Consider the following 24,097-nt stretch of genomic DNA (forward strand, 5'->3'; position numbering starts at 1 on the left):
GACGATACTCTTCGCCTTGATCGTGAAGCTGCCATGGAGATCCGTCATCGGCCTCTTCTCTGTGGCCGCCCTTGGTGCCAGCTTTCGCTGGCATGACGGGGGATGGGTGTGGCGCTTGCTCACCTAACTTCGTCACCCCAGCGAAAGCTGGGGCCTAGGGCGGAATTATGCTAAGTCTCTGAAATGGAACGCGTTGGCTACGTCTATATAATGACGAACAGGCGATATGGCGTGCTCTACACCGGCGTAACCAGCGACCTACCCGCCCGCATCACGCAACACCGCGAAGGCAAGGGCGGCGCGTTCACATCCCGCTACAAATGCACGCGGCTCGTCTATGTGGAACACTACCCGACCATCGAAGACGCCATCGCCCGCGAAAAGGCGATCAAGTCTTGGAAGCGGATGTGGAAGATCGAGGCGATCGAGAAGCAGAACCCATCGTGGGATGACCTCTTCCTCACGCTCAACGCTTGATTGCCCTAGGCCCCAGCTTCCGCTGGGGTGACGCGGGAGGCTAGGTAGCCCTCGCCCGGCTCACCGCCAGCGCCGCCCCCACCAGCACCATCCCGACAATATCCAGCGGCGACAGCACCTCGCCGAACGCCAGCCAGCCGTAGATCGAGGCGACCGCGGGCTGAGTCAGCAGGGCGAGGCCCACCACCAGCGGCGGGAAGTATTTCAACGCGAACACCATCAGCCCCTGCCCGACCAGCTGGCTGAGGACGAACAGGCCCACAATCGGCCCCCACGCCTGCGGCCACACCGGCTCGCCCAGCGCCACGGCTATGGCCAGCAGCACCGGGCAGCCGAACAGGCTCACCCACACCAGCAGGCTCCACGATCCGAACTGCCCGCGCGCGCCTTGCAGGGTCAGCAGGTACACCGCGTACAGCAGTCCGGCGGCGACGCTGAACAGGTCGCCGATCAGGGTTTCGTTCGAAATCTCGAGACTGCGCCCCATGAGGATCGCCGCGCCTGCCAGCGCAAAGATGATCGCCAGCCACTCCAGCCGCCCCGGCAGCGTGCGCGCGACGAGGAAGCCCCAGAACAGCAGGACAATCGACCCGGCATTGCCGAACAGCGTCGCATTGCCCAGCCGTGTCATGCCGATCCCGATGTGCCAGCTGGCGAGATCGAGCGCGAAGGTCACCGCTCCCAGCGCCACCAGCGCCAGCGTTGTCGCAGGCATCCCCGTCAGCCGCTGGCCGTTTGCCCGGGCCAGCAGCACCAGAAACGGCAGCGCCAGAAACAGCCGCCAGAACCCCGCGGCCACCGGCCCGGTATCCGCCAGGCGCACGAACCACGGCCCGATCGCCAGCGCGACATTCCCGCCGAACAGCGCCAGCAGCAGCAGCCATGCCGCCGGCCGCGTCGGTTCACCGACAAGTTCTACTTGGGGGCGCTCCTCATTTTCCATGCTTGCGCCCTAGCCCTGCGCCCCCCAATTGGATAGCCAATCAAAACTGGCTCACAAGGATTACCCACATATGCACGACGCACTGTTCCAGCCGCTCCAGATGGGCGCACTCCATGCCAAGAACCGCATCCACATGGCCCCCCTCACCCGCGGGCGCGCCGCCGATCCGATGTTCACGCCGAACGAATTGATGGCGACCTATTACCGCCAGCGTGCGGGCGCGGGCATGATCCTGACCGAAGCGACCGGTATCAGCCGTGAAGGCCTAGGCTGGCCGTCGGCACCTGGCATCTGGAGCGACGAGCAGACCGAAGCGTGGAAGGCGACCACCAAGGCCGTGCACGAAGAAGGCGGCCTGATCGTCATGCAGCTTTGGCATATGGGCCGGATCGTCCACCCGGTGTTCCTCGATGGCCAGCCGCCCTTCTCGGCCAGCGCCACCACCGCGCCGGGGGAGGCGCACACGCCGACCGGCAAGCAGCCCTATGCGCAGGCGCGCGAAATGACGCATGAGGACATCAAGCGCACGATTGGCGATTACCGCCGCGCTGCGGAGAACGCCAAAAAGGCGGGCTTTGATGGGGTGCAGCTCCACAGCGCCAATGGCTACCTTGTCGACCAGTTCCTGCGCGACAAGACCAACCTGCGCACCGACGAATATGGCGGCAGCCCGGAAAACCGCACCCGCTTCATGCGCGAAGTGCTGGAAGCCCTGATCGACGTGTGGGGCGCGGATCGTGTCGGCATCCGACTCTCGCCCAATGGCGATTCGCAAGGGACCGATGACAGCAACCCGGCAGCCACCTTCGGCGCGGCAGCCAAGGTCTGCGAGGAACTCGGCCTCGCCTTCGTCGAACTGCGTGAGCCCGGGCCGGACGGCACCTTCGGCCAGACCGATGTGCCCAAGCAAAGCCCGCTGATCCGCCAGATCTACACCGGCAAGCTGATCCTCAACAGCGACTACACCGCCGAGGAAGCGGAAGCCGACGTGACCAGCGGCAAGTGCGATGCGGTGAGCTTCGGCCGCCCTTACATCTCCAATCCCGATCTCGAAAAGCGGATCGCGGTCGGCGCGCACTGGAACCCGAACAAGGATGTGCCCAAGAGCTGGTACTTCCCGATTCCCGAAGGCTACGTCGACTATCCGACGCTGGCCGAGGAACAGGCCGAAGCGGCGGAATGACACGATGCCCGGCAGCGTCCGCTTGGGCGCTGCCGGGAGCAAGGCTGTGGTGCCGGAAGCCCTCGATTGCGGACATCGGCGGATTCCAGACGCCCCGCGACAACCCTTACCGTCACCCCAGCGGAAGCTGGGGCCTAGGGCTACATGGTGCAGCACTTGCGGCTCTAGGTCCCAGCTTTCGCTGGGATGACGGCTGATCGGATTGCCGAATGGTCGCGCTATTCTTGCGGCTGATCCGGCGCCGGAGCAGCAGGGGCTGCTTCGGCCCCTTCGCTTGGCGGAGCACCGTCGATCCCCGGCACCGGGGTCACGTCGGGTTGTTCGGCGTCAATATCGCCGGTCGGGATGGCCTGTTGCGGTGCGAGAGGCGCCTGCGATTCGAGCTGTTCCAAGGGGATCATCGCATCGCTGATCGACCCGGCGAGCACCTCGCCCGAAGCCTCGCCGCGCTGCTGGGCAGACGTGGTTGCATCCTCGGTGCAGGCCGAAGCGAGGAGAGCAAGGACAAGGATCGCGGCGCGGGTCATCGGCACGTTCTTTTCGCCGCGGCGTCCAATGCGTCAAGGAAATCATCGCTGCTGGCGATCAGGGCTGCATCCCATTCCTGCGCCGACACCTGCAAACCCAGCTTCGCCAGACTGGTCACGCCATATTCGGCGATCCCGCAAGGCACGATCCCGCCGAAGTGCGACAGGTCAGGGTCGAGATTGACCGAGAACCCGTGCATCGTCACCCAACGTCGCACGCGGACGCCAATTGCGCCGATCTTGGCCTCGCGCCCGTCGATATCCTTGGTCCAGATGCCGACCCGGCCTTCGGCCCGCCAGCTGTCCACGCCGAAGCCGCCCAAGGTTGCGATGACCCAACCTTCGATCGCATGGACGAAGCAGCGCACGTCCTTGCCGCGCTTGGCGAGGTCCAGCACCAGATAGCCCACCCGTTGACCCGGCCCATGGTAGGTATAGCGCCCGCCCCGCCCGGCCGCGACCACTTCGAAACGCGGATCGACCAGCTCGGCCGGATCGGCGCTGGTGCCGGCGGTGTAGACCGGGGGGTGTTCGAGCAGCCACACCAGCTCCGCTGCCTCGCCGGCGAACACAGCCGCATTGCGCGCCTCCATCGCCGCCAGCGCAGCCGCGTAGGCGACCGGCGCGCTCTCACGGCGCCATTCAATCGGATATGCAACGCCGGGGACAGGAGCAGTGCTTGCCATGGCGCATCGGTGGGGGCATTGAGCGGCGAGATCAAGAGGCGATTGCGCATGCGCGGGCCTTGGCACTTCTTGGGATCGGAACAGCGCAGATGGCACACGGCAAACTCGATATGGGGAGGGCCTGGACGCAGGCGACAGCGCTCATGGGCCTCAACCGTGACACCATCGGCGCGATTGCGGGGCTGTTTTTCTTCCTGCCCTCGATGGCCAGCGCGCTGTTCGTGCCTGTCACCGCGATCACTCCCGGTCCTGCGGCAGGATCGGGCGGCGAGGACCCGGCAGTGGTGATGCAAGCCGCGGTCGATCAGATGACGGCACTCTACGCCGATAACTGGCCGATCCTGCTCGCTGTCTTCGCCATGCAGTTCATCGGTTCGATGAGCCTGTTTGCCCTGCTGACCGACCGCGGCAATCCGACCGTGGGCGAAGCGCTGGCGACCGGGATCAAGGGCCTTCCTAGCTATATCGCGGCGCAATTGATCACGGTGATCGGCGCCTCGCTGGCTATTGGCCTGCCGCTCGGCCTGGTGTCGGCGCTGGGCGGTGAGGCGGTGGCGGTGCTCGCGGTGTTGGCCGCGCTGGTGGCGATCATCTATCTCATGGTGAAGGTTTCGCTCGCGGCCCCGGTGATCGCCATCGAAGGCCAGCGCAATCCCTTCACCGCGCTGGTCCGGTCGTGGCAGCTGACCAAGGGCAACAGCGTGCGGATTGCCGTCTTCATTGCGCTGCTGGTGGTGGTGATCGGGATCATTTCGACGCTTGTTTCCGGGATCATCACTCTGATCCTGGCGGCGGTGGGTGGCGGAGTGGCCACAATCGGCGGGGCCGCGCTCAACGCGCTGGTCAATGCGCTGCTGACTGCGCTGTTCGTGGTGGTGACGGTGGCGATCTACCGCCAGCTGAGCGACGATTTGCCCCAGCGCGCCGCCGATGTCTTCGAATAGCGCCGCTCTGCCAAGCCGATGGCCGACACTGACCCCAAGCTGACCTCAGCCGCCCCCACGGGCGCGATCCCGCCATCGCGCATGGCGCTGCTGTTCATGGTGATGCTGGTGACTGCGGCCGGCAACACCGCGATGCAATCGGTGATGCCCTCGATCGGCACGGCGTTGCAGGTCGACGACGTGTGGATCAGCCTTGCCTATAGCTGGTCGGCGCTGCTGTGGGTGGTGTGTGCGCCGTTCTGGGCGCGGCGGTCGGATCAGCGCGGGCGCAAGGCGATGATGGCGCTGGGACTGACCGGCTTTATCGTGTCCTTCGTGCTGTGCGGCGCGGCCTTGTGGGCCGGGCTTTCGGGCGTGTTGTCGGCGGTCTGGACCCTGATCGCCTTTGCGGCGGCGCGGAGCCTGTATGGCGGGTTCGGCAGCGCTGCGCCGCCCGCGGTGCAGGCCTATGTCGCCTCACGCACCCCGCGCGCGGAGCGCACGCAGGCGCTGTCGCTTATCGCATCGAGCTTTGGCCTTGGCACGGTGATCGGCCCGGCGCTGGCGCCGCTGATGGTGGTGCCGTTCCTCGGTCTCGGGCTGACCGGGCCGTTCCTCGCCTTTGCCGCGATCGGCGTTGTCGCGCTGGTGCTGCTGCGGCTGCGCCTGCCCAATGACGAGCCGCAATATGCCGCGCGCGGGCAGGCGGTCGCCTATTCGAGCGGATCGGGCGCGCCGGTCGATCCGCAGGAGACGACCGAGCAGGAAGACGCCGCCGCAGAGCCGCCGCGCCTCAGCTGGCGCGATCCGCGCCTTAGGCCGTGGGTCTTCGCTGGGCTGATTGGCGGGCACGCACAGGCGATGGTGCTGGGGATTTCGGGCTTTCTGGTGCTCGACCGGCTGGGCCTGCGCGATACGCCAGCCGATGGCGCGGGGCCGGTGGGGCTGGTGCTGATGAGCGGCGCAATTGCCACGCTGCTCGCGCAATGGGGGCTGATTCCGCGCTTCGACCTCGGCCCGCGCGCAGCGACTTTGTGGGGGATTGCGACGGCGGCGTTGGGCACGGTCATTCTGGCGATTGCGGGGGACTTGCACCTGATCGCGCTGGGCTATGCCATCGCCTCGCTCGGCTTTGGCCTGTTCCGCCCCGGCACCACAGCGGGAACCTCGCTCGCCGTCACCCGCGCGGAGCAGGGGCAGGCGAGCGGCATCGTCGCGTCATTGGCGGGGGCGAGCTATATCTACGCGCCGGCCTTGGGCGTGTGGCTCTATGGCCATTCCGACTGGCTGGGCTTCGGGCTCATCGTCGCCCTATGCGCCATTGTGCTGGTGCACGGCTGGTTCGCTCTTCAGGCGGACCGGGAATTGACCAGGGACCGAACCTAACTCCCTCCGTTCGCCTCGAGCGCAGTCGAGAGGCCCTGAGCGCGGTATCTCCACTACGCTCGACACGAACGGCGTTTAGAGAATCTCCAGCACCACATCCTGCGGCCGACAGAGCCTTACGCCCTTCTCGGTCTCGACCAAGGGCCGTTCGATCAGGATCGGGTCGGCAACCATCGCCGCCAGAACCGTGGCGTCATCGGCCTCGGGCAACCCGCGCTCCACCGCATCGGTGCCGCGCAGGCGCAGGCCTTGCTGCGGCGTAATCCCGGCATCGCGATAGAGCTGAGCGAGCTTTTCGACTGAGGGCGGGGTCTTCAGATATTCCACCACCGTCACATCGACCCGGCTGAGGTTTTCGAGGATCGCCAAGGTCTTCCTCGACGTGCCGCAAGCCGGATTGTGCCAGATCGTCGCCTTCATTGCCGCTATCCCTGCGATTGAACCGCCCGCATTCCTAAGCGAGCCGCGACACGAATGCCACAGCTTGTTGATAATCACTCTCGCAAACTGCGAGGCCTTGCAGATGCGAGTAAGTTGCAATAGCTGGCCTGCCAGATCGTCTGAAAGGTACCCCATGATTCTCCGCGCCGCGCGCTGTGTCCTGTTCCTCGGCTGCGCCAGCATCGCCTTCCCGGCACTGGCCGATACGGCTCCGGGCGTCAGCGAAGCCGCTGCGGCGGACAGTGCCGAGGCCGACGACGCGGGAGAGCGCGGCCCCAATATCATCGTCACCGGCAATGTGCTCTATGCCGACCAGATCAACGCACTGCGCACCCCCACCCCGATCATCGACGTGCCGCAATCGCTTTCGATCACGACCGCCGATCAGATCGTGCGCCAGGGTTTCGACAGCATCGGCGACATCGTCAACTACACCCCCGGGGTCACCAATTCGCAGGGCGAAGGGCACCGCGATTCCGTGGTGTTCCGCGGCGTCCGCTCCACCGCCGACTTCTTTGTCGACGGGGTGCGTGACGATGTCGAATACTTCCGCGGGCTCTACAATCTCGAACAGGTCGAAATCCTGCGCGGCCCCAATGCGCTGCTGTTCGGCCGTGGCGGAACCGGCGGCATCCTCAACCGCGTGACCAAGAAAGGCGCGGTGGGGGAGACGTTCGGCGGTGTGCGCGCCTCGGTCGATACCTTCGGCGCCTATGACATCTGGGCTGATCTCAACCTAGCCACCAGCGACACCTCGGCGCTGCGGATCAACGCCGCCTATGAGCATCTCGATAATCACCGCGACCTGTATGACGGCGAGCAGATCAGCTTCAATCCGACCTTCCGCGCCGAACTCGGCAGCGCGACGACGATCGACCTCAGCTACGAATATCTCGATCACGAACGCTTCATCGATCGCGGCATCCCGACGGACGACAATGGCGATCCGGTGCTCGCACTGAAGCGCATCACCTTCGGCGATGCCGACAACAACTACGCGACCTTCAAGGCGCACGTGCTGCGCGGCGCGGTGCAGCACAGCTTCTCGGACAATCTGAAGGGCAACTTCTCCGCTTCGTGGGGTGACTATTCCAAGGTCTACGCCAACTACTTCCCCATCGGCTACACGCCTGCGACCAACATCGTCGCGATGGACGGCTATATCGACACCAACCAGCGCCAGAATCTGGTGCTGTCGGGCAACCTGATCGGCGAGTTTGCCACGGGCGGGATCGGCCACACGCTGATCGTCGGCGGCGAATATATCGATACCAGCAACAACAACGATCGCTTCAACGCGGTGTTCGACACAGCGGTCGCCGATGGCCGCCGCGCTGATGTCGAGTTCTTCTCGGCGATCCGTCCCTTCCCCCTGCGCGGCGGAGTCGGCACGCTGGCAAGCGGACGCACGACGCGGGTCGGGTTCACCGCACTCAATGATGATACCGAAGCGGATCTGACCGTCTTCTCGGCCTATATTCAGGACGAGGTGAAGATTGCCGATTGGCTGCGGGTCGTGCTGGGCGCGCGGTTCGACAGCTTCGAGATCACCGTGCTCGACAACCGCACCGGCGCAGTGCGCACCCGCAAGGACGAGGAAGTGACCCCGCGGGTCGGGGTGATCCTCAAGCCGCAGGACAACCTCTCGCTTTACGGGAGCTATTCGGAGACCTTCCTGCCGCGCTCGGGGGATCAGTTTGCCGATATCAATCCGCCCAATGATGCGCTTGACCCCGATACCTTCTCGAACCTTGAAGCGGGGGTGAAGTGGGACATCCGCGCGGGCCTGTCGCTGACGGCGGCGGTGTTCCAGATCGAGCAATCCTCGCCGCAGGTGGCGGACAGCAATCCCGATACGCTCGACGTGATCGACAGCAAAATTCGCGGGTTCGAGGCGCAGTTCCAGGGGCAGGTCACCCCTGGCTGGTTCCTGACCGCGGGCTATTCCTATCTCGATGGCGAACAGCAAAGCCGCACGGGCCCGACCGGGCGGCGAGTGCGCGAATTGCCTGAGCATATGTTCTCGATCTGGAACAATGTGCAGGCGACCGACCAGCTCGGCTTCGGGTTGGGCCTGACCGCGCAGGACGAGACGTTCGCGGACAATGGCAACACCGCCACCCTGCCCGCCTATGCGCGGGTCGATATGGCGGTGTTCTATGATGTGAACCCGAACCTGCGGGTGCAGCTCAACGTCGAGAACCTGCTGGACGAGCTCTATTTCCCCACAGCCCACTCGGCTGACGAGTTGACCGTCGCCCCGCCGATCAACGCGCGGCTGACGGTGTCGGCACGGTTCTGAAGGGCTATTCCGGTGCGGGCACCCGCAGCGCCGGGACAGCCTTGGCGGCGTCTTCGGGGCTTATGCCGGGGGCAGGCGCGGCGCTGATCCGCTCCTGCCGCTGCGCCACGCGGCCCGCCTGCTCGACCGCCTTGATCAGCCGCGGATAGACCCCGCAGCGGCAGATATTGGGGACCGCGGCGTCAATATCCTCGCGGGTCGGCGCCGGGTTGCGCTGGAGCAGCGCGGCAATCGCGATGACGATGCCGGGGGTGCAATACCCGCACTGGATCGCCTGCTGCGCCGCCAACGCCTGCTGTACGGGGTGCGCACGATCGCGCGACAACCCCTCGATGGTCGTGATCAAACGCCCCTCAGCCTCGGCGAGCGTGATCGCGCAAGACCGCAGCGCCACCCCATCGACCAGCACCATGCACGCGCCGGAACATTCCGGCCCGCCGCCACACGCCTTGGTGCCGGTGAGGTTCATCGCCTCCCGTAGCGCGTAGAGCAGCGGCATGCGGGGATCGAGGTCAAACTCGACCGGCCGCTCGTTGACGGTCATGCGGGACATGGGGTGGGCCTAAAGCGGGCTTACTGCCGCCAGCTATCGTCGATCTTGTCGACCCGGCGCTTCCAGGCCTCGAAATCGAACAGGCCCGCACCGCCCTGCCCGCTCATCACGGACAGATCGCGTTGGTGAACATCGACCACCTCTTGCGGGACGAGCACGGGGTTGCCCATGCTGAGCGTCGCCACCTGAATCTCACAAGCGCGCTGCAGCGCCCACATCTTCACGAACATCCCCTGGATCGTGCGGTCCATCACTACCGGGCCGTGGTTGCGCAGCATCAGGATCGAATGATTGCCGAGGTTCTGCACCAGCCGCTCGCCTTCTTCGGCGCGCACGGTGATACCCTCGAAATCGTGATAGCCGATCTGGCCCTGGAAATTGCAGGCATAGAAATTGGTCGGCAGCAGCCCGTCCTTGTGGCTCGCCACCGCCATCGTCGCCGTCGTATGGACGTGGCAGATCGCATCGGCGCGCGCGCCCAGATGCTTGTGGAAATAGCCGTGCTGGGTGAAGCCCGCCTTGTTCACCATATAGGGCGAACCGCCGACATTGTTGCCCTCGACATCAATCTTGACGAGGTTGCTGGCGGTGACTTCCGAATACAGCAGGCCGAAGGGGTTGATGAGGAAGGTATCGGCCTCTCCCGGAACCTTCAGCGAAATGTGATTGTAGATCGATTCCGACCAGCCGAGGTGATCGAAGATGCGGTAGCACGCCGCGAGGTCAAGCCGCGCCTGCCACTCTTCCTTGCTGCATTCAATTGTCGGTTTGAGCTGGGTTGCCATGGCTGATCCTCTCCGTCTGTCCTTGGCACAAGCTATCGCACGCTGAGGGAATGCTTTGCAAGCTGCGAGGGCTGCCGCTAGGCCTTGGCGACGATGAATGCGCCCGCTCTATCTTCTGCGAAACTGGTCAGCGGCAGCATTCCCGGACATCTGGTCAGTCAGACATTGCCCGCCGTCATCGGCGTGGCCGCGATCATGTCGATCGGGATCGTCGATGCCTATTTCATCGGCCAATTGGGCAGCGCGCCGCTGGCCGCGATCAGCTTCATCTTCCCGGTGGCCGTAGCCAGCACCTCGCTGGGCGTCGGCGTGATGGTCGGGATCAATTCGGTCGTCGCCCGTGCGCTGGGCGAAGGCGATTTCGAGCGTGCGGCGCGGCGGGCCAATTTCGGGATCGTGTTCGCCGTCCTGTGCGGGCTGGTGATGGGCCTCGCCCTGTGGCTGCTGATCGATCCGATCTTCACCGCGATGAACGCGCCGCCCGCGCTAATGCCGCTGATCCGCGCCTATATGACCCCCTATGCCTGCGGCTTCCCGCTGAGCCTGGCGATCATGGGCTTCAACGGCGTCCTGCGCGGACAGGGAGAGGCCAAGCGGACGAGCACCGTCAGTATCACCTATGCCGCCGCCAACTGGGTGCTCAACCCGATCCTGATCATGGGCGGGTTTGGCTTTGAGGGGTTCGGCATTGCCGGCTCGGCCTATGCGACGGTGATCGGCTGGGGCATCGGTGTGTTGACCGCGCTCGTGCTGCTGCGCGGAACGCCCTTGCCTTTGAATCTCGCCTTGCTGCGCGATTGCAGCCTGATCGACCCGGCCAAAGCGATCATCCGCGTCGGGCTGCCAGCGGCATTCTCCAATGCGATCAACCCGCTGGGCCTTGCCATTCTGACATCGCTGGTGGCGCTGGAAAGCGAAGCGGCGGTGGCGGGCTTCGGCGCGGCCGGGCGCTTGCAGAGCTTTGTGATCGTCCCGCTGCTCGGCCTGTCGGGCGCGATTGGCGCGATTGTCGGACAGAACTGGGGCGCGGGCCGCCATGACCGGGCGCGCGAGGCGGCGCTCTATGCCGCAGGCTTCTGCGTCGTGTGGGGGCTGCTGATCGCGGTGGGGATGGTGGCCGCAGGCGAAAGCTTCGCCAAGGTCTTCACCGATGATCCCGCCGTGATCGCCGAATTCGCGCTCTACCTCAAAATCGCCGCCTGGGGCTATGCCGGGTTCGGGCTGCTGATCGTCGGCAACGGGATCATGAACGCGGTCGACAAGGCGGGCTATGCGCTGGCGCAGTCGGTCGCGCGGGTGTTTCTGGTGATGCTGCCAGTGGCGCTGGTCTTGCAGCCTGCGATGGGCAGCGCAGCGATCTACACCGCAGAGCTCGCCGCCAATCTGTTCGGCGCGGTGTCCGCCGTGGTGCTGGTGCGGCATATCTTTGTCAGACATTCCGCAGCTTGGGTGCGGCGCTAGGCGCTTGTTAACCAACCTTGCCGCATAGCCCTGCCCGTAAGGGCTAAGAGGTTGCGCAACTGATGGACGATCTGCTGGCGGATTTCATCGCCGAGACTCGCGAAATGTTGGAGGCTTCCGGCGGCGAACTCGTCGCGTGGGAGGCGGATCCGGCTGACCGCGCGCGGCTCGATACCATCTTCCGCTTCGTCCATACCGTGAAGGGCAATTGCGGCTTCTTCGACTTCCCGCGCCTCGCCAGCCTCAGCCATGCCGCCGAAGATGCGCTGGCCGATTGCCGCGCCGGACGGCGTGAGCCGGATCAGCAACTGGTCACCGCTGTCCTCGCCATCATCGACCGGATTGCCCTGATGATCGACGCGATCGAAGCGGGCGACGAATTTCCCGAAGGCGGCGATGAAAGCCTGATCGCTGCGGTCGATGCGTCCCATGAAACCGCTCCCAGCGCGAGCCTGACAGAGGACAAGGAAGGGGCCAACCCACCGCTGCACGCACCGGCTGACGCGCTGCTCGGCACTGGTGAGGAGCACGCCGCACCCTATCGCCGCGCAGATGCCGCCGCCCAGCGCACCATCCGCTTGCCCGTCGAACTGCTCGACCGGGTGATGAGCGGTGTGTCCGACATGGTGCTGGCGCGCAATGATCTGGCCCACCGGCTGCGGCAGGCGGGCAACCAGCCGACGATTGATGGCCCGTTCGAGCGTCTCACCACCATCCTCTCCGATGTGCGCGATGCGATCACCCGGATGCGGATGCAGCGGATCGAGACGCTGTTCGGCGCTCTGCCCCGGCTGGTGCGCGATCTCAGCGCCGAACTCGGCAAGCAGGTCATGGTCGATCTCGACGGCGGGGATGTCGAACTCGACCGTGAGATGATCGAGACCATCCGCGATCCGCTCACCCACCTGATCCGTAACGCGGTCGACCACGGGATCGAGCAGCCGTCTGCCCGCCTCGCCCATGGCAAGCGCGAGATCGGCCTGCTCGCCATTGCCGCGCGGCAATCGGGCAACACCATCAGCATCGCGATCTCCGACGACGGGCGCGGGCTGGACGAGGACCGCATCGCCGCCAAGGCGATCGCCACCGGCCTCATCACCGCGTCAGAGCGGCAGACGATGAGCCGGGACAAGATCCTCAACCTGATCTTTGAACCCGGCTTCTCCACCGCCGAGACGGTCAGCAATGTCTCAGGCCGCGGCGTGGGCCTCGATGTGGTGCGCCAGAACCTCGAAAAGGTCGGCGGCAGCATCAAGGTCACGAGCGTTCCAGGCCAGGGCACGTTGTTCAGCCTGCAAATCCCCCTCACCCTCAGCATCATCGCCGGATTGACGGTCGACGTCGGCGGGCATCGCTTCGCCATCCCGCAAAGCTATGTCGAGGAGATCGTCCAGGCCTCGGCCCGTGCGCTCGATTTCACCCGGATGGGCGAGACCGCGTTGGTCACCTTCCGGGGCAACCGGGTGCCCTGCCTGATGCTGGGCGAGGTGCTGGGCCTCGACACCTGCGAGATTGCGGCGCGGGAGCCGACGCTGGTGATGCTGCGGCTCGCCAGCGGCGATCTGTTCGCGCTGGCGGTGGAAGGCATCCACAATCACGGCGATCTGGTGGTCAAGCCGCTCGCACCTGCGGTGATGCGCTCGGGCCTCTACGCCGGATCGACCCTGCTCGATGATGGCCAGCCGGTGCTGCTGCTCGATGTCGCCAACATCGCCAGCCAGCACAACCTGATGTCTGACACCCGGGTGCGGGCGATTGGGTCGCTGGAGGGCGAGGCGGCTGTCACCGCCGACGCGCCGCGCGCGATGCTGTTCACCGATTTTGCCGGCCGCCGCTCCGCCGTTCGCCTTGAACTGGTGCAGCGGATCGAGACGGCGCCAGCCTCTGCCATCGATCGGTCCGCCGCCCGTCCGCGGGTGGTGATCGACGGGTTGATCCTGCCGTTGATCGGCCTGCCCGAAGAAGCCCTTGGCATGCCGCGCCTGCGCCTGCTGCGCCTGTCCGACGGAGCCTGCGAACTGCTGTATGCGGTGCGCGAAGTCGAAGATGCGGTCGAGCTCAAGGACGCGCTGCACCCCGTGCCGGAAGATCCGCTGGCCGAAGCCATGACGCTGATCGGCGGCCAGCCGGTCACGCTGATCGATGCTCACGCGCTGTTCGCGCTGCATGGCGAGCCGCCGCTGGCCGCCGCCCGCCCGCGCTGCGTGCTGCCCGATGGCGAATGGGCGCGCACCATCCTCGCCCCATTGGTTGCCAGCGCCGGGTATGACATCCTGCCCGAAGGCACGACGGACGCCGCGGCGATTGGAATCGTGTTCGAAGACGTGTTCGAAGTCGCCGAAGCGCTGGGCCGCGCACTGCCAGCACGGGTGATTCGCCTGCGCGATCAGCCCGACGCGCCACCGGGCTGCGCAACGATCTACCGCTATGACCGCGAAGGCCTGCTCGCCGCGCTGGCCGAAGCCAACCGCACCGCCCGCGCCGAAGGAGAGGCTGCATGACCGGAGACCTGCTTGTCATCGCCCAGATCGCCGGTCGCCGCTGCGCGCTCTCCGCGCTCGACGTGAAATCCGTGATCGAAATCGGCACCATCACACCCATCCCGCGCGCGCCGGTCTGGATTGCGGGGATTACCGCCCTGCGCAGTCAGGCGCTGACCGTGATCGACTGCCGCCGCGCGCTCGGCTTTGGCGGCGGGACTGACGACACGGACTGGCCGACCGACCACCGCGCTGCCGTCGTGGCGGATGGGGGTCACTCCTATGCGCTGATGGTCGATTCGATTGAAGACATCACCACGGCGGCGGACGAAGCGGGGCAAGTGCCGGGCGGGTTCGGGCCGGAGTGGTCGCGCGTTGCCACAGGCATGGTCGAGACCATGGCGGGCCCCGCCTTGATGCTCGATCTGGCAGCCCTCCTGGCCGGGCCGGAGACCGCAAGACACGAAATCGAAGCCGCAGCTTAATCCTATGCTTACCAAGTGCGCCTAGTTTCAGGGTTCAAACCGCAGGAACGCCCATGAAAACATGCCTCATCGTCGATGATTCCCGGGTTATCCGCAAGGTTTCGAGGCATATCCTCGAGACGCTCGGCTTTGCCGTGGAAGAAGCCGAGAACGGCAAGCTGGCATTGGACGCCTGCGATGCGTCGATGCCCGATGTGGTTCTGCTCGATTGGAACATGCCGGTGATGACGGGGATCGAATTCCTCGTCCACCTGCGTCAGCGCCCCGGCGGTGAGCGGCCCAAGGTGGTGTTCTGCACCACAGAAAACGACGTGGCCCATATCCGCGAGGCGATTCAGGCTGGCGCAGACGAATATGTCATGAAGCCGTTTGATCACGAGACGCTCCAGATCAAGTTGCAGCTTGTCGGGTTTGCGTGAACCGCTCCTCCTTCATTCCCCGGACGCCCCCGCCAGCCCTAGCTGAGGGGAGCGATCGCCGCCCCTTCGCCCGCGCCGGTGCCGCCGCCGCGATCCGGGTGATGATCGTCGATGATTCGCTCACGGTCCGCACAATCTTCAAGCGGATGGTGGACAGCGATCCCGCGCTGATGATCGTCGGCACCGCCAGCAGCGCCGAGCGCGCTATCGCCCAGCTTGCCGCCGAGCCTGCCGATGTGGTGCTGCTCGATCTCGAAATGCCCGGCATGGGCGGACTGGACGCCCTGCCTGCGATCCTCGCCACGCCCGGCCGCCCGCAGGTCCTGGTCGTATCGTCGCTGACGATGGACGGGGCCGAACACACGCTCTCCGCCTTGCAGATGGGCGCCGCCGATACGCTGCTCAAACCGCGGCCCGGCGGCTTTACCGATGAGTACCGCGCTCAATTGCTCGGCAAGATCCGCGCGCTGGGCAGCCGCCTCGACGATAGTGACCGACTGCCCGCCCGCCTTGCCGAACCCAGCTTTGCCCGAACCGGCTATTCCCGGCGCAGCTCGCGGCCCGAGGCAATCGCGATCGGCGCTTCGACCGGCGGGATCCACGCTCTGGGCCTGATGCTGCGGCGGCTCGGTCCGGATTTCGATCTGCCGATTCTGATCACCCAGCACCTGCCCGGATCGTTCATGCCGGTCTTCGCGCGCCAGATTGAGGCTGCTTGCGGACGTGCTGCCGATATTGCCGCGGATGGCCTGATCCTGAGCCCAGGGCGGATTCTGATCGCGCCGGGCCATGGCCACATGGTGGTGCGCCGCAAGGGCGCCTCCGCCCTCACCATTCAGGTCAGCACTGCACCTGCGGCGAGCGGCTGCATGCCTTCGGTCGATCCGATGCTGACCAGTCTTGCCGAAGCCTGCGACGGCCGCGCGCTGGGCGTGATCCTGTCCGGCATGGGCCGCGACGGAGCGCTTGGGGCCAAGGACCTCGTCGATGCCGGGGGAACGATTTACGCGCAGGATGCCGATTCGAGCGCGGTGTGGGGCATGCCGGGTGCCGTCGCGCGCGCGGGGCTCGCCAGCATGATCGCACCGCCCGACCGGCTCGGCGATGCGGTGATGGCTCAAGCCGCCACACCCGCTTCCCCGGCCCTGCGGTAGGCCGCGCGCGTGATCGAAGTCAGCGAAGCCTCCCACCAGATCATCGCCGATCTGCTCGAAGCACGGACCGGGCAGCACCTGACCGAAAGCCGCCGCTGGCGCGTCAATTCGGCACTCGCGGGGATTTTCCGCGCGCACGGGATCAGCAATGTCGATCAGCTCGTGTGCCTGCTCGCCGCGCCTCCGGGTGGCCCGGAGACCCCCGACCTGTCGCAGGAAGTGGTCGAGGCGCTGCTCAACAACGAGACCTATTTCTTCCGCGACAAGCCGACCTTCGACCAGCTTCCCGGGGAAATCCTCCCCGAAATCGCCCACCGCCGACGCGATGTCCGGCGCCTTTCGATCTGGTCAGCGGGCTGTTCGACGGGGCAGGAGGTCTATTCGCTTGCGATGCTGTTCAACGAACAGGCGGAACGGTGGCAGGGCTGGACGATCGATATCCTCGGCACCGACGTGTCGCACCGCGCGATCAACGCCGCGCGCAGCGGGTGCTACAGCCAGTTCGAAGTGCAGCGTGGGCTCGGCGTCACCCAGATGCTGCGCCACTTCGACGAGACCCCGCGCGGGTGGCAAGTGCGCGAGGATGTGCGCTGCAAGGTGCGCTTTCATCAGCATAACATCCTCGGCCCCTTCCCCGGACGGATGCCGTTCGATCTGGTGCTGTGCCGCAACGTGCTGCTCTATTTCGACCGGCAGGTCCGCACGCAGGCCTTCGCCCGCCTGTCGAGCGCGGTGATGCCAGACGGGTTCCTGATGCTTGGCGCGGGCGAAACTGTGGTTGGTCAGACTGACCGCTTCGTCCCCACAGCCCGGCGCGCGAGCTTTTTCGAGCCCGTCGGCCTGCCCGCCGCACTTCAGAAGATCGCGTAAACCCGCGGCCGACGTGGTCGCGGGCTTTACCCTTCCTTAGCCGCTTCTGTTTAGCATGATCGAGTAACAGCCCGCCAGACGGCGTGCCTATCGGGAAACCTGATCGTGTTCACGGCGAAGCAACCCTTGCATCTGACCTCGGTCGGACTGGTGCTCATTCCCATCGGAGTGGCCAGCGTCATGACCGGCGCGCTGGTGCTGGCGGTCAGCTTCAGCGATCACTGGGTCATCGGATCGCATAGCAGCCTGATGGTTACCGCGATCCTGATCTACACCGCCACGCTGTTCTTCCTTGGCCGCAGCGGCATGGCCAGCGTCCGCGGCTTGGAACTGCGCGCCAACACCGACGTGCTGACCGGCCTGCCCAATCGGCACGCGCTGCATGAAGATATTCTGCACATCTCCAACGGGACCGAGGAAGTCGCACTGGCGATGATCGATCTCGACAGCTTCAAGCAGGTGAACGACCACTATGGCCACGCGGTCGGCGATCAGCTGATCGAGCTGTGCGCGCAGCTGATCCGGGACGTCTGCGGCGAGGAAGCGCGCTGCTACCGCCTTGGTGGAGACGAATTTGCTGCCGTGATGGCGGGCAAGGTGTCGGGCACCATTCTTGAGGGAATGTGCCGCACGCTGCTCGAACGGCTCGGCACCCCGGTCACGCTCGGTCACCGCCAGATCGCGGTTGGCGCGAGCATTGGCTTGACCCGCTCGACCGCCGATAATCGCGTGCCCTCATCCGAAATGCTGCGCCGCGCCGATGTGGCGATGGACATGTCCAAGCGCGGCGGGAAGATGCGCTGCACCTGGTTCAACGAAAGCTTCGACCGCCGCCGCGAACGCCTGCGCGAGATCGAGGACGAGATTCGCAGCGGCATCGCCACGGGCGAATTCAACCTCGCCTATCAGCCGCTGGTCAGCGCCGATGATGCGCGGATCGTCGCGGTCGAAGCGCTGCTGCGCTGGGATCGGGGCAATCGCCCCCCGCTCGGCCCCAATGTCTTCGTGCCGGTGGCTGAGGATTCGGGCCTGATCAACCCGCTGGGCCTTTGGGTGCTGCGTCAGGCGGTGTGCGATGCATTGCGCTGGGGCGACATCACGCTGTCCGTCAATATTTCCGCCGCCCAGCTGCGCAATGCCGAATTCCCGATCAAGCTCGGCGAAGTGCTGGAAGAAACCGGTTTTCCGCCCCACCGGCTCGAACTCGAAGTGACCGAGACCTGCCTTGTGCTCGATCCCGTTGTTGCCGAACGCACGCTGGATGTGATCCGCAGCTTCGGCGTGCGGATCGCGCTGGACGATTTCGGCACGGGCTACGCCTCGATCGGGTTCCTGCGGCGCTTCCGGTTCGAAAAGCTGAAGCTTGACCGCAGCCTTGTGGAACTTGCCGGCGTCGATGAAGGAAGCCGCGCCATGATGCTTTCCAGCATTGCACTGGCCCGCGCGCTCAACATGGGCGTCACCGCCGAAGGCGTCGAAACCGAAGAGCAGGCCGAGTTGGTTCGACTCGCCGGGTGCGATCAGATCCAAGGCTGGCTTTACTACCGCGCGCTGCCCGCCACCGAAATCGACCGGTTGATGGCCGAACAGAACCGCGCCGACACACAGGTCGCCGGGCCGGACAAAAAGGACGAACACGCGGCATGAGCGCGCTCCAGGATATTGCCCTCAACCTTGACGCCGAACAGGCCGCGCACGAGCACAGCGCGCCCGCGAGCCGGGTGGGCCGTGCGCAGCGCTGGTTCGCCACGCTTTCGATCGGCAGCAAGATCACCTTGTTCTTCAGCTGCAACCTCGCCTTCGCGCTGCTGGCCGGGCTGTTCGTCGTCGGCGGCTATGTTGAACTTGGTCAGCGCGGGGAGCGGATCCGCACGACCCACGAGGCCGCGCTCAAGGCCGAACGGCTGCTGGTCCAGCTGACCGAGGGCCAGCGCCATGCCGAATTGCTGGTCGCCGATGGCGATCGCGCCCGCGCCCGCGCGGCACGCGAAGCCTTTGAACAGGCCGCCGCGAGCGTTGCTGCGCTGACCGAACGGGCCGATGCCGCCGGCATCGACGCGGATGACCGGCTCGCCCTGATCCGCGAAGGGGTGGCCGATTTGGGCGGTCAGGTCGCCGCATTTGATGGCGAAACCGCCGATGCCACCGCCCGCCGGAGCCAAGCCGCCGAGATTGCCGCCACCAGCAGCACCGTGCTCGAAGCCGCGCGGGCGATGACCGTGACGCTCGGCGAAGAAGCCGACTCCATGGCCGATAACGGCGCGGCGCTGATTTCGCGCCTGTTGGTGATGTGGATCGTGCTCGCCACCATCCTCACGCTGATCACTCTGTTTGCTCAGCGCTATTTCAACCGTACCGTGGGGGCGACGCTGAATGCGATTGCCCAGCAGATGAGCCGGATCGCTGCCGGGGAGCGCGATGTCACGATCAGCGGCAAAGACCGGCAGGACGAAATCGGCGAGATGGCGCGCGCCACCGAAGTGTTCCACCGCGCCGGGATCAGGCTCGAACGCCTCAGCCGCGAACGCGCCGAACGCGCCAAGGCCGAGCTGGACGAACAGGCCCGTCAGCAGGTGCTGCGTGAGGAAGCGCGGCTTGAGCGGGAACGGGTGCTGCAAGGCATCGCGGACCAGTTCGAACGCACGGTGGGAGAAGTCGTGACAGGGGTCGTCACCGCTTCCAGCCAGTTGCAATCGACCGCCACTCTGATGGCGACCACCGCTGAAGACGCCAGCGCCCGGACCGGCGAAGCATCCTCCGCCATGCAGGAAGCGAACCTTGGCGCCACGGCAGCAGCGGCGGCCAGCGATGAATTCGCCATGTCGATCGGCGAGATCAGCCGTCAGGCCGCCTCGTCGGCCGAACTTGCCCGCGAGGCGAGCGTCTCGGCGCGGCGGGCAGACAGCACCATCGGCGCGCTTTCCGCGTCCGCGCAGGAAGTCGGCCAGATTGTCGAACTGATCCAGACCATTGCCCAGCGCACCAATCTGCTTGCCCTGAATGCCAGCATCGAAGCCGCGCGCGGCGGCGAAGCGGGCCGGGGGTTCGCGGTGGTCGCGAGTGAGGTCAAGGAACTCGCCAATCAGACCAGCCGCGCCACCGAAAAGGTCGCCGATCAAATCCGCGCGATGCAATCCACCACCGGCGCCAGCGTCAGTGCGCTGCGCGACATCGCTGCCCAGATCGAAAGTCTCGAAACCACAGCGGTGTCCATCGCCAGCGCGGTCGATCAACAATCGGTCGCCGGCCATGATCTGGCCCGCAGCATCGATCTCGCCGCGCGCGGGACAGAGAAGGTTGCCGGCCACGTCGAAAACGTTCGTGCCCTGTCGCTGTCAACCGGGGCTGCAGCAAGCCAGGTGCTTTCCAGCGCCACCAGCCTCGAATCGCAGGCCGCGACCCTGAGAACGCAGGTCCAGAGCTTCCTTTCGCGAGTACGCGCGGGCTAACCGCCAATAAATCCACGCGACTCAAGCATTTGGAAAGGATTTTCCTTCACAATTGCTTGAAACAGGACCCCGGGGAATTGCGGCATGAACATGATGAGCTTGCAGGAGCGACGCGAGGAACAGGCTGTTCCCGACTTCGTGCGCCAGATCAGAATGGAAGAGAACTTCGACCATAGCGACGAGGCTGCGGCCGCACATCCCACCGCGCCACGCGCGACGATGCTGGAGCGGATCGATTGGTTCCGCGACCTCTCGCTTTCGGGCAAGATCAACGCGATCTTCGGCACCTTCCTTGCCACCGGCGTGCTCATGGTGCTGGTGCTGGGTGCAGGCCTCGGCGAACTCTGGAACCGCTACAATGCTTCAGCGCGGGTGCAGGAAACGCTCGTCGCCGCAGGGCAGCTGCAATCGACCGCAGGCGAACTGCGCTATCACTCGGTGCGGGTGCTGTATGACCGCAACCCCGATCTTCGCGAACAGCAGCGCAAAGGCGAAAGCGCCCTCTTGTCGCAAGTGACGGCGATCGAAGCTGCGCTCGCGAAGGACGCCCCCGAACTCGCTCCGCGCGTGGTAACGCTGCGTGAAGAACTCAGCCAGTTCGAAAGCACCTTCGACAGCGCCAGCGAAGCCGTGCGCGGCGGGGCGGATACCAACGCCGCAGCCGAGAAAGTCTCTGCCCAAGGCAGCGCTCTGATGGGCGCCAGCGCGCGCCTTTCCGCCGACCTGGCGGCCCTCGGCGAGACCCAAAAGACCACCGGCATCGGCTACTTCTTCAACATGATCCTGATCCTCGGGGCGCTGGCTCTGGTTGGCGGCGTGGTGTTGCTGCTCGGGCTTGCCTATCTGTCGCGCGATTTCTCGCGCAAGATCGTCGAGATTGCAGGCGGCATGAACCAGTTGGCAGCGGGCGACCGGCATTTCACCATCGAAGGCGCCGAGCGCAAGGATGAGGTCGGCCAGATGGTCCGCGCGCTCGATCTGTTCAAGCGCGCGAACAAGTGGATGGAAGACCGCGCGCGTGAACGCTCGGAACGTGCAGAGCAGGAATTGCAGCTGCAACAGGAACGCGAACGCGAACGGCTCGAGGGCGAAGCGCGCAAGGCCGCGCTGCTGGATGAAGTCGCGCGCCAGTTCGAACGCACCGTCGGCGAAGTCGTGAATGGGGTCGCCGCCGCATCGAGCCAGCTCCACACCACAGCGAGCCGCATGGCCTCCAGCGCCGAGGAAGCCAGCCGCCGCACCGGCGAGGTCGCCCTGTCGATGGAAGAAGCGAACGCAGGCGCCACAGCCGCTGCGGCTGCGAGCGACGAATTCGCCCTGTCGATCAGCGAGATCAGCCGTCAGGCCGCGTCGTCGAGCGAACTCGCACGGCTCGCGACGGTTGCGACCGGTGAAGCGGATGAGACGATTTCGGCACTCGCTGCCTCGGCGGATGAAGTCGGCCAGATCGTCGAACTGATCCAGACCATCGCCCAGCGCACCAACCTGCTCGCCCTCAACGCCTCCATCGAAGCGGCGCGCGGCGGCGAGGCTGGACGCGGGTTCGCGGTGGTGGCGAGCGAGGTCAAGGAATTGGCGATGCAAACCACCCGTGCGACCGAAAAGGTCGCCGACCAGATCCGCGCGATGCAATCCACCACCGGCGCCAGCGTCAAGGCGCTGCGAGCGATTGCTGGACAGGTGAAGGATCTGGAATCCACCGCCGTCTCCATCGCCACCGCAGTCGATCAGCAGTCCGTCGCCGGGCGCGATCTGGCGCAGAGCATTGATCTGGCCGCACGCGGAACCGAGAAGGTCTCCGGCCATATCGAGGATGTGCGTCAGCTGTCGCTCTCAACCGGCGCGGCCGCCTCGCAGGTGCTGCTAAGCGCCAACGAGCTGGAGGCGCAGGCCTCGCATCTGGGCGAACAGGTTCGCGGCTTCCTGCGCACGGTGCGGATGGGGTGATCCCGTCGTCGCGGCAACGTGTTCCGCGGCGAAAGGGCTGATCCAACGGGTGTCGCCGGCCGTGCGGGAATATTGGCAATCCTGATCAGCATTTTTCTGACGGCTTGACGTCGACGGCAGGCGTAGAGTCGAGCACGACCTGACGGTCAGCGTGAGCATGTCGGGCCACAGGTCCCGCACTTGGCGGCCTTGTGGGTCCCAGCGGGGCGTGCAATAGGCGCCGCCCTCCTGATTCATGCTCAAATCGAAAGGCTCGGCCCCGTGACTGGTATTGCGCCGACAGCGCTCGGCCTCGACTTCGGCACAACGAATACCGTTGTTGCGCTCAGCGGCGGCGGAGACGAGTCGCAACTGATTGCCTTTGAGGGTGAGGAGGCGACGGGCGAGATTTTTCGGTCGGCGCTATGCTTCTGGGAAGAAGGCAGCGGGCCGAACAGCATTGCCAGCGAGGCCGGTCCGTGGGCAATCGCCGAGTTTCTTCAGTCGCCCCTCGACAGCCGCTTCGTGCAATCGTTCAAGACGGTTGCCGCAAGTGCACTATTCGAGCGCGCGCAAATCTTCGGACGGTCGTTCCGGTTCGAAGATTTCGGGCAGTTGTTTCTGCAAAAGCTCCGCGATCATGCCGGCGGCCAGCTATCAAGCTTGCCGCCGCGCATCGTCGTCGGCCGGCCTGTCGAATATGCCGGCGCGCGGCCTGATTCAGCCTTGGCGCGGCAGCGCTATGATCTGATGTTTGCGCAATGGGGCTCGCAGCTCCATTATGTTTACGAGCCATTGGGTGCCGCATTCAGCTTTGCCTCACGGCTTGATCGTCCAACGACCTTGCTCGTCGCTGACTTCGGGGGCGGCACGACCGACTTTTCCGTGGTTCGCGTGGCAGAGCCGGGCAGCAGGCGGCGCTGTCAGCCCTTGGCCTCGTCCGGCGTCGGCATCGCGGGAGATCTCTTCGACAAGAGGATCGTCGACCATCTCGTCCTGCCGCTGCTTGGCAAGCGCGGGATGTATCGGTCCTTCGACAAGATCCTCGAAATACCAGGCGGCTATTTCAACGACTTTGCCGATTGGTCCCGGCTTGCACTGATGCGCAACAAGCGCACGCTGGAGGAGCTTCGCAAGCTGCAACGCAACGCGATCGATCCCGCCCCGATCGGGCGCATGATCGCACTCATTGAGCATGAACAGGGCTTTCCGCTCTACGAAGCCGTCGGCCGGACCAAGCGCGCGCTATCGAGCGGTGACGAAGCGCAGTTCACATTTTCTGGCGGCGGCGTTGCAATCAATGCGGTCGTCAGCCGGCGAGAATTTGAGCAGTGGATCGCAGAGGATTTGCGCCGGATCGAAGCCGCAATGGATGCCGCGCTGGCGAAGGCCGGACTCGAGCCTGCCGCCATCGACCGCGTTTTCCTCACCGGCGGGTCGTCACTCATCCCAGCTATCCGCGCCCTGTTTGAACGGCGGTTCAGTGCCGAGCAGATTGCGACCGGCGGGGAGCTGACCTCCATTGCGCATGGTCTTGCGCTGATTGGCAATGATCCCAATCCTGCCGAGTGGAGCGTGTGACGATTTTGCTCCCGGAGGTCTTCTCGCGCGCAGCGATCGGGTCACTTACGGACATTGCGGAAGGTT

General features: G+C 65.4%; 21 protein-coding genes. 15 read left to right on the forward strand and 6 right to left on the reverse strand.

From position 1 onward, the window contains the following. Nucleotides 1-183: 183 nt before the first annotated feature. On the forward strand, nucleotides 184-477 hold the full coding sequence (locus tag GVM20_RS04705) for a GIY-YIG nuclease family protein (protein ID WP_166546147.1): 294 nt from the start codon (nucleotides 184-186) through the stop codon (nucleotides 475-477). Nucleotides 478-517: 40 nt separating this feature from the next. On the opposite strand, the gene GVM20_RS04710 is transcribed toward GVM20_RS04705, so the two are convergent. Continuing rightward, a complete protein-coding gene (locus tag GVM20_RS04710) occupies nucleotides 518-1,420 on the reverse strand; it encodes a DMT family transporter (RefSeq protein WP_234031854.1) in 903 nt (300 codons plus the stop codon). Between the two features lie 70 nt (nucleotides 1,421-1,490). On the opposite strand from GVM20_RS04710, the gene GVM20_RS04715 reads away from it, so the two are divergent. Then, on the forward strand, nucleotides 1,491-2,603 hold the full coding sequence (locus GVM20_RS04715) for an alkene reductase (RefSeq protein ID WP_166546148.1): 1,113 nt from the start codon (nucleotides 1,491-1,493) through the stop codon (nucleotides 2,601-2,603). A gap of 218 nt (nucleotides 2,604-2,821) precedes the next feature. Here GVM20_RS04715 and GVM20_RS04720 read toward each other — a convergent pair whose 3' ends face one another. Both GVM20_RS04720 and lipB read right to left on the reverse strand, forming a co-directional pair. Then, complete coding sequence (locus tag GVM20_RS04720) at nucleotides 2,822-3,130, reverse strand: hypothetical protein (protein WP_166546149.1); 309 nt, start codon at nucleotides 3,128-3,130, stop codon at nucleotides 2,822-2,824. Next, the gene (lipB, locus tag GVM20_RS04725; RefSeq protein ID WP_166546150.1) at nucleotides 3,127-3,816 is read right to left on the reverse strand and encodes a lipoyl(octanoyl) transferase LipB; all 690 of its coding nucleotides are present in this window, start codon (nucleotides 3,814-3,816) and stop codon (nucleotides 3,127-3,129) included. The genes GVM20_RS04720 and lipB overlap by 4 nt, the downstream gene beginning before the upstream one ends. Before the next feature lie 89 nt (nucleotides 3,817-3,905). Between lipB and GVM20_RS04730 the strand changes: the two genes are divergently transcribed. Both GVM20_RS04730 and GVM20_RS04735 read left to right on the forward strand, forming a co-directional pair. Beyond that, complete coding sequence (locus GVM20_RS04730) at nucleotides 3,906-4,760, forward strand: DUF7847 domain-containing protein (protein WP_166546151.1); 855 nt, start codon at nucleotides 3,906-3,908, stop codon at nucleotides 4,758-4,760. A gap of 18 nt (nucleotides 4,761-4,778) precedes the next feature. Beyond that, nucleotides 4,779-6,125: an MFS transporter gene (locus tag GVM20_RS04735; protein WP_166546152.1), complete on the forward strand. Its 1,347-nt coding sequence runs from the start codon at nucleotides 4,779-4,781 to the stop codon at nucleotides 6,123-6,125. 75 nt (nucleotides 6,126-6,200) lie between these two features. Here the strand turns inward: GVM20_RS04735 and GVM20_RS04740 are convergent, their stop codons facing one another. After that, on the reverse strand, nucleotides 6,201-6,545 hold the full coding sequence (locus GVM20_RS04740; protein WP_166546153.1) for an arsenate reductase family protein: 345 nt from the start codon (nucleotides 6,543-6,545) through the stop codon (nucleotides 6,201-6,203). Between the two features lie 154 nt (nucleotides 6,546-6,699). Here GVM20_RS04740 and GVM20_RS04745 point away from each other — a divergent pair, with 154 nt between their 5' ends. Continuing rightward, the gene (locus tag GVM20_RS04745) at nucleotides 6,700-8,868 is read left to right on the forward strand and encodes a TonB-dependent receptor (protein ID WP_166546154.1); all 2,169 of its coding nucleotides are present in this window, start codon (nucleotides 6,700-6,702) and stop codon (nucleotides 8,866-8,868) included. A gap of 4 nt (nucleotides 8,869-8,872) precedes the next feature. Here the strand turns inward: GVM20_RS04745 and GVM20_RS04750 are convergent, their stop codons facing one another. Continuing rightward, a complete protein-coding gene (locus GVM20_RS04750) occupies nucleotides 8,873-9,421 on the reverse strand; it encodes a (2Fe-2S)-binding protein (RefSeq protein WP_166546155.1) in 549 nt (182 codons plus the stop codon). A gap of 20 nt (nucleotides 9,422-9,441) precedes the next feature. Beyond that, entirely contained in the window at nucleotides 9,442-10,206 is a 765-nt protein-coding gene (locus GVM20_RS04755; protein WP_166546156.1) for a class II aldolase/adducin family protein, read from the reverse strand. Nucleotides 10,207-10,299: 93 nt separating this feature from the next. Between GVM20_RS04755 and GVM20_RS04760 the strand changes: the two genes are divergently transcribed. The 10 genes from GVM20_RS04760 (at nucleotide 10,300) to GVM20_RS04805 (ending at nucleotide 24,031) form a co-directional block, all read left to right on the forward strand. Then, nucleotides 10,300-11,667 carry an MATE family efflux transporter gene (locus GVM20_RS04760; protein ID WP_166546157.1) on the forward strand — a complete coding sequence of 456 codons (1,368 nt, stop codon included), beginning with the start codon at nucleotides 10,300-10,302 and terminating at the stop codon, nucleotides 11,665-11,667. Nucleotides 11,668-11,729: 62 nt separating this feature from the next. Continuing rightward, nucleotides 11,730-14,168, forward strand: coding sequence for a chemotaxis protein CheA (locus GVM20_RS04765; protein ID WP_166546158.1), 2,439 nt, complete (start codon nucleotides 11,730-11,732; stop codon nucleotides 14,166-14,168). Further along, the gene (locus GVM20_RS04770) at nucleotides 14,165-14,632 is read left to right on the forward strand and encodes a chemotaxis protein CheW (protein ID WP_166546159.1); all 468 of its coding nucleotides are present in this window, start codon (nucleotides 14,165-14,167) and stop codon (nucleotides 14,630-14,632) included. Before GVM20_RS04765 ends, GVM20_RS04770 begins: the two co-directional genes overlap by 4 nt. 53 nt (nucleotides 14,633-14,685) lie before the next feature. Continuing rightward, nucleotides 14,686-15,051: a response regulator gene (locus GVM20_RS04775; RefSeq protein WP_166546160.1), complete on the forward strand. Its 366-nt coding sequence runs from the start codon at nucleotides 14,686-14,688 to the stop codon at nucleotides 15,049-15,051. Beyond that, nucleotides 15,048-16,205, forward strand: a complete 1,158-nt coding sequence (gene cheB, locus GVM20_RS04780; protein WP_353653101.1) for a chemotaxis-specific protein-glutamate methyltransferase CheB — start codon at nucleotides 15,048-15,050, stop codon at nucleotides 16,203-16,205. The genes GVM20_RS04775 and cheB overlap by 4 nt, the downstream gene beginning before the upstream one ends. Nucleotides 16,206-16,214: 9 nt before the next feature. Continuing rightward, on the forward strand, nucleotides 16,215-17,075 hold the full coding sequence (locus GVM20_RS04785) for a CheR family methyltransferase (RefSeq protein ID WP_353653102.1): 861 nt from the start codon (nucleotides 16,215-16,217) through the stop codon (nucleotides 17,073-17,075). A gap of 105 nt (nucleotides 17,076-17,180) precedes the next feature. Further along, nucleotides 17,181-18,722, forward strand: a complete 1,542-nt coding sequence (locus GVM20_RS04790; protein WP_353653103.1) for a putative bifunctional diguanylate cyclase/phosphodiesterase — start codon at nucleotides 17,181-17,183, stop codon at nucleotides 18,720-18,722. Further along, nucleotides 18,719-20,524 carry a methyl-accepting chemotaxis protein gene (locus tag GVM20_RS04795; RefSeq protein WP_234031855.1) on the forward strand — a complete coding sequence of 602 codons (1,806 nt, stop codon included), beginning with the start codon at nucleotides 18,719-18,721 and terminating at the stop codon, nucleotides 20,522-20,524. The genes GVM20_RS04790 and GVM20_RS04795 overlap by 4 nt, the downstream gene beginning before the upstream one ends. An 84-nt stretch (nucleotides 20,525-20,608) precedes the next feature. Further along, nucleotides 20,609-22,471: a methyl-accepting chemotaxis protein gene (locus GVM20_RS04800; protein WP_234031856.1), complete on the forward strand. Its 1,863-nt coding sequence runs from the start codon at nucleotides 20,609-20,611 to the stop codon at nucleotides 22,469-22,471. Between the two features lie 270 nt (nucleotides 22,472-22,741). Beyond that, on the forward strand, nucleotides 22,742-24,031 hold the full coding sequence (locus tag GVM20_RS04805) for an Hsp70 family protein (RefSeq protein WP_166546259.1): 1,290 nt from the start codon (nucleotides 22,742-22,744) through the stop codon (nucleotides 24,029-24,031). The last annotated feature ends 66 nt before the right edge of the window (nucleotides 24,032-24,097 follow it).

Source organism: Porphyrobacter sp. SLTP (genome assembly GCF_009905735.1).
GTDB lineage: Bacteria > Pseudomonadota > Alphaproteobacteria > Sphingomonadales > Sphingomonadaceae > Erythrobacter.